This is a genomic window from Paenibacillus sp. 10L310 (assembly GCF_056395745.1).
Genome location: NZ_JBFTKC010000014.1, coordinates 23535 through 34761 on the forward strand (window position 1 = coordinate 23535; position 11227 = coordinate 34761).

The 11227-nt window shown below is 45.5% G+C and carries 8 protein-coding genes; 1 reads left to right on the forward strand and 7 read right to left on the reverse strand.

The window, feature by feature from the left end; translation table 11 throughout:
• Positions 1–89: 89 nt before the first annotated feature.
• Positions 90–1034 (forward strand): alpha/beta hydrolase, encoded by a 945-nt coding sequence (locus tag AC1DE7_RS23755; RefSeq protein ID WP_340983450.1) that lies wholly within the window; start codon positions 90–92, stop codon positions 1032–1034.
• 108 nt (positions 1035–1142) lie between these two features.
• Here the strand turns inward: AC1DE7_RS23755 and AC1DE7_RS23760 are convergent, their stop codons facing one another.
• From AC1DE7_RS23760 to AC1DE7_RS23790, 7 genes are all read right to left on the reverse strand, one after another.
• A complete protein-coding gene (locus AC1DE7_RS23760) occupies positions 1143–2720 on the reverse strand; it encodes a glycoside hydrolase family 43 protein (RefSeq protein WP_340983452.1) in 1578 nt (525 codons plus the stop codon).
• Complete coding sequence (locus AC1DE7_RS23765) at positions 2717–3616, reverse strand: carbohydrate ABC transporter permease (RefSeq protein ID WP_036668326.1); 900 nt, start codon at positions 3614–3616, stop codon at positions 2717–2719. The genes AC1DE7_RS23760 and AC1DE7_RS23765 overlap by 4 nt, the downstream gene beginning before the upstream one ends.
• Positions 3617–3631: 15 nt before the next feature.
• Positions 3632–4606 carry an ABC transporter permease gene (locus tag AC1DE7_RS23770; RefSeq protein WP_036606005.1) on the reverse strand — a complete coding sequence of 325 codons (975 nt, stop codon included), beginning with the start codon at positions 4604–4606 and terminating at the stop codon, positions 3632–3634.
• A gap of 135 nt (positions 4607–4741) precedes the next feature.
• On the reverse strand, positions 4742–6412 hold the full coding sequence (locus AC1DE7_RS23775; RefSeq protein WP_036606006.1) for an extracellular solute-binding protein: 1671 nt from the start codon (positions 6410–6412) through the stop codon (positions 4742–4744).
• 178 nt (positions 6413–6590) lie between these two features.
• Complete coding sequence (locus AC1DE7_RS23780) at positions 6591–8165, reverse strand: response regulator (protein ID WP_340983453.1); 1575 nt, start codon at positions 8163–8165, stop codon at positions 6591–6593.
• 11 nt (positions 8166–8176) lie between these two features.
• On the reverse strand, positions 8177–9979 hold the full coding sequence (locus AC1DE7_RS23785) for a cache domain-containing sensor histidine kinase (RefSeq protein ID WP_340983454.1): 1803 nt from the start codon (positions 9977–9979) through the stop codon (positions 8177–8179).
• Positions 9980–10178: 199 nt separating this feature from the next.
• Entirely contained in the window at positions 10179–11027 is an 849-nt protein-coding gene (locus tag AC1DE7_RS23790; RefSeq protein WP_340983455.1) for a GNAT family N-acetyltransferase, read from the reverse strand.
• Between the last annotated feature and the right edge of the window lie 200 nt (positions 11028–11227).

Below are 11227 nucleotides of genomic sequence, written 5' to 3' on the forward strand. Positions count from 1 at the left end.
TGACCTTGAAGTACACTTCAACCTTTATACTTTACTTATAGTCTCCACAGACCGTATATCTGAACTCCATCAGGAAGGGTGATTCCTCAATGAACTTGTATATCCATAATCACAAACGCTCGTTGACGAGCTTTCTATTCGAGAAATATATCGGAACGTTAGATACCAAGAAAATTTTTTCAACACGCGAGCTTACCCGCAAACACCTGGATCATATGGGCTTGGAAAACATTAAACCTTATATCTTGGGTAAAACAAAACTGTCATCTTCCATTAAAGAGCGCTCCCATGAAGACATGCAGGTGTTCACCTTAAACGATCAGCATTCCCGTGAACAGAGGGTCATTCTCTACATTCATGGCGGGGCGCATACACACCAGCCGCTGTCTTTACACTGGAAATTCATGGACCGCATGGCTCAGGCTCTGAATGCCAAAGTTGTTGCTCCCATCTATCCAAAGGTTCCGCATTTTAATTATCAGCACACGTATCCGAAACTGCTCAATCTATACCGGGATCTGCTTGCCTCCGTGGACGACCCAGCACAACTCACCATTATGGGGGATTCCGCAGGCGGGAACATATCCCTAGCCTTGACCCATTATCTGAAGATGCATGATCTCCCGCAGCCCAAAGATATCATCTTGTTATCACCTTGTGTGGAGATGGTGCTGGACAATCCGGTCATATTTGATTACGAGACACGCGACCCTATGCTCGCTGTGGAAGGGTATGATGTCATCCGGCGGATCTGGGCAGCTGACAAACCGTTGAACGATCCGTTAATCAGTCCAATCTACGGAGATTTCGCCGGTCTGGGCAAAATCAGCATCTTTATCGGGACTCACGAGGGTTTGTTTCCTGATAATATGAAGCTCGACAAACTGCTGACGGATCAAAGAATCGATCATCAAACGTACGTTTACCCCAAAATGAACCATGTCTTTGTCCTCTATCCGATTCCGGAGGCCAGGGATGCGCAGCGTAAAATAATTAACATCATAAAAAGCTCAGCACATGAAGCTGGACAATAGACTGTAATGCCTCCCCATAGCCCTTTCGCAAAAAGAACGAAAAAAGCTCAATCCCTGGACTACCGCCACCGGATTGAGCTTTCTTGCTGTTATTCTGTCATCTAAATATTATTTATATGAACCATATTCAAACCAGTCAAAATCCGCTACCTGATCGGAAGAAGTACCGTTGCTGCTGCTAAACATTCCGATACAACAGCCAACAAAGCCGCCGGCTACTTCGGTGCTCAGGCTGCTTGTATCCACCTGTTCCGCCACCAGATGATACTGACTTCCATCCGTGCTGTAATAGAAGTTTAGTTGCTGACCTGTCGCAGCCAGTTTGATATACACTCGCGATACATCACCCTCCAGCGCGATTTGCGCAATGTGGGTATCCTGACCATCTATAACGGTCACCACACGTAGCACCTGCTGTTTATCCGCCAGAGCACGCTCAATCCGTACGTGATACAGATCGTTCTGAATGACGACAAGACCAGCCGTTTCATTGGCATTCCCGGGCACAAATTCCATCGCTGTAGCTGCGACATAATCCATATGCCTTTGACGCAGACAAACAAAGCTGGAATTTTCTTTTTCCTTCAATGTTTGCGGTTTCAGCTTCAGTCGCAAGTATCCTTTTCGTTCGGTTAATGAATAGAGATCCTCCTGAGGATTGCGCAGGAACATCCATTGCAAGCCCAGTTTATCACTGTCAAAATGGTCAAAACGCAGTTGCGGCTCTACCGGAACAGGCTTCAAATCCAACGTGCCCTGCTCCTCCAGGATTCCGCGGCCCTCATTGACAACAGGCCATCCGTCCTCCCAAACGACAGAAGCAAGGAACGTCTCCCGCCCCAGATTGCTATAGCTCCCTCCATATGGACGCGAAGCAAGCATGACCATGAACCATTGACCGTTCGCAGCCTGCACCAAGTCGGCATGTCCTACATTAACAACAGGGTAACGTTTACCCAAATGGCGATGTGTAATGATTGGATTATTCGGATTCCCGACGTATCCTTCGGTCAAACTTTTGCTACGAGCAATGGTCACGGCATGGTTTGGCCCTGTGCCTCCCTCTGCAATCAATAAATAGTAATACTCATCGATCTTATACAGATGCGGGCCTTCCGGCCAGATGACATCCACCATCGCCCCGCGCCACAGAACGTAACTGTCTCCCACCAGCTTCATACTGCCCAGATCCAACTCCCGTAGCCACACTTCCCAGTTCCCATTGTAACGAACTCCCTCGGAGCAAGGACGTGTACCAAGGTAATACGCTTTGCCATCATCGAAGAAAATTGTAGGGTCTATGCCTTCTGCGCCTTCAATAAAATAAGGATCAGACCATGGCCCAGCCGGGTCGGTAGCGGTTACAACAAAATTGCCGCCATGTGATACATTAGTTGTAATCATATAGAAGGTGCCTTCATGATACCGAAGCGTTGGAGCGAATATCCCCTGTGAATGGCCTGCTCCCTGAAGATTTAATTGCGAAGGGCGGTCCAGCACATTTCCAATCTGTTTCCAATTCACTAGATCACGGCTCTGAAAGATCGGAACGCCAGGAAAATAGGCAAATGTTGATGTCACCAGATAAAAATCTTCACCCACCCGGCATACGGACGGATCTGGATAAAACCCGGGCATAATCGGATTGTTAAACGTGCATTGTTCGCTTTGAGTTGCATTATTCATTCTTTTACCCCTCCAATGGTTAGTCCAGTCACAAAGTATTTTTGCAAGAACGGATACAGTAAAACAATCGGCATTGCCGTCACAACCGTGATTGCTGCCCGAATGGATACAGGCGTCACCATGTTGGTTACATTTTTGAATGAATCCACGTTGACGGTCCCCCCCTGTGAGGTCGCAGAGGATAACAATTTCATCAGCTCATACTGCAAGGTGGTCAAATTCCGATTTCCCGCCGTGTACAACATAGAGTCAAACCAGGAGTTCCACTGACCTACAGCAATAAACAGTGCAACCGTAGCCAGAACCGGCTTGGATAGGGGAAGCACGATACGCATGAAAATCCGAAAATCTCCGGCTCCATCCATCTTCGCGGATTCAATCAATCCCTCCGATAGTCCCTGAATGTAGGTACGAATGACGATCATGTTGAACACCCCGATCAACCCGGGAATAATGTATACCCAGAAGCTGTTCAGCAGCCCCACTTGTTTGATCAGCATGTATCCCGGAATTAAGCCGCCGCTGAAATACATCGTCATGACAAACAGCGTTGTGACCAATTTGTTAAACATATACTCCTTGCGGCTCAGCACATAGGCCAGCATGGCTGTACAGAACAGCTGTACAACCGTTCCCACCACGGTTCTGGCGACCGAAACAAATGCGGCTTGTGTCAGATTCGGGTTTTGGAATACGGAAACGTAATTTTGCAGCGTCCATTCCCTCGGCCAGAGATAGATCCCCCCGCGGATCGTATCCAGCCCGTTATTGAAAGATACGGCAATGGTGTTTAAAAAAGGATATAACGTAACAACCATGACAAGCAACATAAATATGCCATTGGTGATAGAAAAAATAGAGTCTCCCAAGCTTCGGTTTCTACTAAATCGTTTCACAGCTCTGCCCCCTTATCATATCAATCGCTCTTCACCAAGAGACTTGGCAATCCCGTTGGCGATAAATATGAGCACCAGACTGACCACACTTTTGAAAATGCCTGCTGCGGTGGCAAGTGAGTAGTTGCCGAGATTAATCCCGTATTTCAAAACAAAAATGTCGATCGTCTCGGATACATCCTGCACAAGTCCGTTCCCCAGCAAGTATTGAATCTCAAAACCCGCGTTCAGTACGTTACCAACGTTGATGATAAGCAGGATAATAATCGTTGGTTTGATGCTTGGAAGCGTGACATTGAACATTTTACGAAACCGTCCAGCTCCGTCGATGGAAGCTGCCTCGTACAAGCTCGGATTAATCGACGCCATGGCCGCCAGATAAATAATCGTGCCCCAGCCAATTTCCTTCCACATGCTGGACAGACCTACAATCCCCCAGAAGTACTTTGGTTCGGCAAAAAAATTGATCGGTGCATCAATCAGGCCCAATTTCGTCAATAGCACATTCACTATTCCTGTTTCCGTTGACAATACATTCGCAACAATACCTGTTACGATGATCCATGACAGGAAATGCGGAAGGTAGGAAACCGTCTGTACCACGCGTTTGAACAATACCATTCGCAGTTCATTCAATAAGAGCGCCAGACCAATCGAGCCGACAAATCCCAGAAACAGACTGATCAGGCTCATCGCCAGCGTATTGCGAATGACACGTAAAAATGTAGGGTCCGTGAATAACGTTCGAAAATGATCCACCCCAACCCAATCCTGCTCCATAAAACCAATGCCCGGTCTATAATTCTGAAACGCCATCAACCAGCCCCATAATGGTCCATACGCAAAAATAGCGATAAACGCAATAAACGGAAATGACATCCACATTAATTGTCGCTGACTTTTCATTCTGGACAGGTTGTACCCGATCCAGCTTGTTCCCGCTGGGATATGGCTGGTTTTTAACGAAGGCTGCAACTCCTTTTTGGCCATGTTTTTCTCTCCTTGCTTACGAGTTTATCTATATCACCCAGTCTGGGTGAATCGATTCCATTCCTATCCAATCTCCCAATCTAGCGTGTAAGAAAGGCTACGGGGTTCCCCATAGCCTTTCTGTGTGACAGGCCTTTATCCCCACAGTTCCATACGTCTGCGGACTTCTTCCGTCAGCGCATCTTCATACGCTTTAATATCTGCACTTTCCTTGAGCGTGGCTTGATATTCTTCCCAAGCCTTATCAAATTCGGCTGGTGAAGTCATAATCACTTTTGGCAGCCATTTGCGTTTTACATCGTCCATTTTCTGTCTGGCGATGGTCTCCGGTTTATTCGGTTCAAAATTATAGGTATAGATTGGGAACCACGGTTCATTTTCCTCCGCAGGCTCCAGGAAGTCGGTAAACTTCGTATATCCGTAAGCCTTCAGCACTTTTTTGTCGATGTCATTCAAAGTGGCAAGGTACTCCTCCGGCTGCTCCTTAGGGTCAAGGGCATTCTTCCCGTCAGCGGTCATGCCTTCATGATGCGGGAAATAGACCAACGGGCTTCCCGTGTTCGCCAGCACCCAGTCCGGATCTTTGGAATTTGCACGTTGCTCTTCATTCCTGGAGAACACACCTTTGTCATCGACTTGGTAATCCACGCCTTCCTGTCCCCAAGTTCTCAATACTTCCATCTCAGGGTCCAACAAATCATTAATATATTGAAGTGCTCCCTCGATATCCTCGCAGCTCTTTGTAATGGCCAAGCCACCATTCACGTTAAGGATTGGATTGTTCTGATAGCGCCCTTTAACATCCTCGGAGAGTGTAATGGACAACGGTACATAGGTTTTGTCATACAATTTTTGTTTCACGAGTGATGCCTCGGCGTCAAGGAACTGCCATCCTTGGTCCACCATGCCCAGCACACGTCCGGTTGAAATTTTGGAAATATATTGATCATAGTTTGCTGTAAAGGTTTCGTTATCGACCAAACCTTGATGATATACCTCATTGATCTTCTTGAAATATGCCTTCGCTTCCGGAATGGTATTATAGTTTTTGGCCGTCAGCGTTTCTTTATCAACGATGGCTGCGCCTTCGTTAGGATAACCAGCCATGAAGAGCGGAGGGTTCTCCAGTGCGAAATAACGCCAGTCATAGGAGATAATTTCAAATCCAATTGTTGGCTGACCATCAACGGTCGGGTGAGCTGCTTTATATCGTTCAATCAAGTCGAAGTATTGGTCAAGCGTTTTGATTGTCGGATAATTATCCCACTCCAGTACGGCCTTCTGAATCCAGAATGCTTCTCCGTCATGGGATACTTTCATCGACTTTTCTTGTATATTGCCGAATTGAGGAATGAAGTAGATATGTCCATCCGTCGTATTTTTCATCTTCTTCCAGTCTTCGCCCAGGTAATTTTTGATGTTTGGATATTTATCGATGTAATCCTCAAGAGGTACTAACGCTCCTGCTGCTACCAGTTGCTGAGTACCATCACTCCCATCGATAAAATCGGGATATTCGCCGCCTGCAATGAGTACACCAATCCGCTCTTTGGCTGTTTGGCCCGTAAGCCAGTCCATCGTGACTCTGGCGCCTGTTTTCTCCTCAATAGCCTTTAACACCCGATTATCGTCAGGCGCAATTTTTCCCGGTACGGCAAAAAATGCGGAAAATTGTTTCAATTCCCTTCCATCTGCTGTCTTTTCCCCTTTCGAGGACGATCCCGGTGTACATCCAGTGAGTGCGATGACCAGTATTAAAGCGAGCAGAGCACTATACTTGATTCTTTTTCTAACATCCTTTTTCATCATGACCCCTCCATCGATTATATTGACAGAAGCTTTTTGGAAAGCGCTTTCCAAAGGCTGACTTAAAATTATCATGCTTCCATGCCCCTCTCAACGGGATAAACTATAGATGGAATCCCACTAATTCCAGCATCTGCGAAAAAAAATATCCCGCCGCTCCGTCAAGGAGTGCAGGATGTTAATCAAGAGAGTACGTAGCATGGGCACTTTTACGATATTGTGCAGGAGTCTCCCCCATGAGTTTCTCGAACCGGCTAATAAAGTAATCGGAATCCCGATATCCCACCATTGTTGCGATTTCGTATACTCTTTGATCTGTTCTGCGCAACAGCCGGGCGGCTTCCTCAATACGCAATTGATTCAAATAATCACTGAAGCTGATCGAGAAATGCTTTTTGAAAATCTGACCCAGATATGCACTATTCATGTAAAACTGCTCCCCGAGCAATTTCAGGCTGATATTTTCTCTGTAATGCTCGTGAATGAAGGCCTCAATTTTGGCTAATACGCCCATCGCATTTGACTTTTGCTGCTCCTTCAGTTTCTCTGCGCATATGAGCGAGAATTCGCATAAATGTTCAATGTTTTCCTCCATGGATAACATCGCGTAGTTCACCTTCAGAAAAGTCGATTCCATCAACCCCGAATCTGGAGTAACCGTATCGTTATTCACGAGATCCAGCAATGTGTATGCCAAATAATGCAAGTGGATGCGGACAATACCAGGCTCGATTCGCTCATCCAGAAAAAATTGAAAAATGGCCTTTGCATGACTGTATAACTCATCCGTCTGCTGTTCCTCAATAGACTTGACTAGCCCATCAAATAATTGTTTTTCGAACTGTCCCGGCCGATTAACAAATAAGGTCGTATCCATAAGTTCGAAATAATAAATGGGCCTGCAAGTGGTGAAGAAACGTAAGCTTTTCATTATGCCGCAGGATTGATAAGACTCGTGCAGCGCCTCCAACTCATGTACTTCCTTCCCGACATAACAAGCAATAGCCGCCTCTTGACCATGGCTCAGATCGGCATGTAATCGGGTCAAATATTGCTCCAAGGTCACTGCCTCACGGTTCACCATCAGGTCCGTAACCATAAGCAGAACCGCATTTTTATCACCTGTGAAGGGCTTCAAAATTTGTCCTGGCAAGGGCTTGCCCACCCATGCCTCAACCCGAGCGCACCAATCCGTTCCCTGTTCTGGACCGGCTTCCGCCTCAATCAGGATGCAACGCAGTATGCCGACATCTTGATAGTGGGCCTGCAGACTCGTAACAGCATCCTCCTCAGCCACCCCAAGCAAGATTGACTGCATATGCTGAGCCATAATAATTCGATCTTTTTTTTGCTGATATCGCTTCTCTTCCGTCCGCGCATTAAATGCGACCCTGAACTCCTCAAGCACCTGAACCAGTTCGGTCTTCACAATAGGCTTGAGAATGTAGTCATCCACCTGGTATTTAATCGCCTGCTTGGCATATCCGAACTCATAGAATCCACTTAGAAGAATCAGCTTGATGTCACCGTTATATTGCTCGTACAAGGTTTTGGCAAGCTGCATTCCGTCCATTTCCGGCATCTTAATGTCGGAAATCACCAGATCGGGCTGCATAGCGCGTATGCACTCCAATGCCTGCATGCCATTGGAAGCCTGACCGCAAATCTGAAACCCGTAAGACTCCCAATCAATTAACAATAGAAGTCCTTGGCGAATAAATGGCTCATCGTCCACAATCAGCACGTTGATCATATCCTCGCTCCTTATTCTTGAGATGCCTGCATAAGAGGAATTTGAATGCCAATCGTTGTTCCCTTCCCCTTTTCACTGAATATGTGCACCTGAACGAAATCATCAAAATACATCCGCAGCCGAATATATGCATTCATCATACCAATGCTGCTAAGCTCGCTCATCCGATCCATACTCGGGTCTTGCATCATTTTGCGGAGCGAGGCCAGCTTGTCCTGATCCATACCGACTCCGGTATCTCGAATGGAAATGTACAGCTCATTACTTCGAATTTCGAATAATACCTCCACGACCCCATCATTCGACGTCCCCTCAATACCATGGATACAAGCATTCTCCACAAAGGTGAGAACGGTTAGCTTGGGTATCATCATGGCAGCAATGGATTCGTCTGTGATCCGGATTGCAAATTGCAACTTTTCACCAAAGCGATACTGCTGGATACTCAGATAACTCTCCACAAAATTGATTTCCTCTGCAATTGTAATCAGATCATCGCCCCAATTGATCGTCTGACGTAACAGCAGTGCCAGTTTATGAATGACATCGGAGGTTTCAAGCTCGTCCTTGATCAAACTCCGCATACGGATCGTTTCAAGCGTGTTGAACATGAAATGGGGATTCACCTGACTCTGAAGGGCTTTCAGCTCCGCCTGCTTTTTGGAGAGCTCAAGGGCTTGCCGATCCACCTGGCCCTTAAACACAATCTCAATCAGGTTCTTGATCTTGATGACCATCATGTTATAACTATGGGTCAGGCTTCCGATCTCGTCTTTGCCCACAGGTCCCGATATCACCTCAAATTTCTCATGCTTCACTTGATCCAGGTGCTTTGCTATCCGATCAACTCTGATGACCAGTGATCTGGATATCAACCAGATTAGCAGTGTCGGCACCAACAGATTAAGAATGATCAGCAAAGTCAAATTAAGCTTGGAATTAACAATCTCCGACAGAACGTCCAATTTCTCCGTGCTGACGACAATCTGCCAATCCTCGGATACGACGGGGATTGATTGCATGGATTGAACAGGGTCAATTGGACTGTTTGCAATCAGATTAAATGGCTTGCGCATCTGATTCATTTTTGAATCGTTCGAGAAAATGACCCTGCCATCCGAAACGACATACACCTTCCCATTGGCTCCCTCATTTTTAAGCGATTTGTTGATGAGAGCGTAGTCCAGATCAACCTTTAACACCTTTTCAACCTGCTGCTCCCCAAAGTAATCCAGCTTACGAATAATGCTTACTTTGCGTCCTCCCTGACTTTGCGACATCTCCGCCTGCTGTTTGTCAAAATACGAATAGATCATGATATGGTCGCTTGTGTTCATCAGCGCTTGATACCAATCACTTTTCTTCACCTCATCATCCAGCTTAATGAAGTTTCCTCCATTGACGAAGGTATCATTGCCAACATAAAACGTAATTTGATTCACCTGCTGGTAGCTGTAGTAGTACCTGACCAGATTGTTGTTGCTAAGCATATCATAGTAGGCAGAGTAATAGTCTTCCTGATCGTGATACTTGAACTCCATGAACCGGTTCAGCGTTCCATCGGTATAGAGAAAATTGGACACATACAAGCTATTGTCTATACTGTTCCGCAGGTTGAACTTGATCCTTTGCTGCATTTCATTGAATCGGCTATGCTCCTTCTCTTCAATGTTACCTTTGATGCTTTGGTAAAACACGGTATTTGTGACCAGGACCGGGACCAGCACACAAAAAATGAACAATATGTACAACTTGGTTTTGAGACTCCAATCATCCAGAAACTGAATACGCTTACAGTATTTCTTTCGGCTCATGTTATGTCTTTGTCTCCTCTAACCATGTCATATATCAACATTATTATAACGAGTACAGGATGGGTTGGATACTGCAATCCAGGATTTCCGGGAAGCCTTTAATCAACCTCCCGTTCAACTGGCCCAACAAGACAGACACTAACACCCCACATATTTTCGTATGAACCCGATCTGATCTTAAGTCGAAACGGGTATCTCGTTATAATTTCAAGAGCATTTCGTACTGGCCCACATGATATACAAAACCTGATTTGACCAGGAGGAAATCTTGCATCGGTTTCAGATGAGACTCCACATTGAGGACACTGATTCTAGGCGATTCTGTGCGTTGGACCATCTCTGTCAGGATGCTGCTTGCAATACCTTTGCCCCGGTAATTTTGGTTCACTGCAAGCTGGGGAATATCACCTGTTTTTTGATCTATAATGCCATAACCAACAATGCTGTGATCCTGACGTGCTACCACATAGATAAAAGCCTCCGGTACAGCGTAGATGGAATCAATTGAATTTTGCCAGGAGGGCTCCACATCCCAAAATTCCTTGAACTGCTCCACATCGATTCTCTCCACACATTCCACCGTGCAGGTTGATTGCGGTATGAATTGATCTTTTTGCAACTGGAAACATGAAAATTCCCTTTGAATTTTGAAGTTTTGTTTACTGTACAGCTGAACTGCAGATTCGTTGGATTGGATGACTTCCAGCAAATATTGCTCTACATTTTTTTCTTTTAACAGCTTTTGAATATTCAAGAGCAGATTGCTTGTAATGCCTTGCCGTCTGCAATCTTTTACAACGCCTGTCCCAAGATCATATGCAGTTGTCTTTCCATTCCAACTTCGAAGTCCATTGATAACAAATCCAACCATTCTCTCATCTTTAAAGGCTCCCATAGATATTTCGGGGTGATAACCCCTTCGTTGGAGCATCTGTTGAAACTTCCAAAAAGGCAAATCCATTTTAACCTGGTAGTCGGAGAATGCATCCACAAACGCCTCGTGAAGTGTCTCCATGCTTATCTTGTCCAACATTTTATAACTGTACATTAGGGCATTCTCTCCTTTAAAAAGATGAAAACAATAATATATTAGGGCTCATGATCCCTATCCTTATTTAGATATTCTACTAAATAGTGTTAACACTATAAAGTAATATCCGTACGATAAAATCTGCTTTCTTCAGAGTTTTCAGACACGTCCTAATAACTAAAATAGACCGCTCCCTGGTTAAGGAATACGGTCTATCG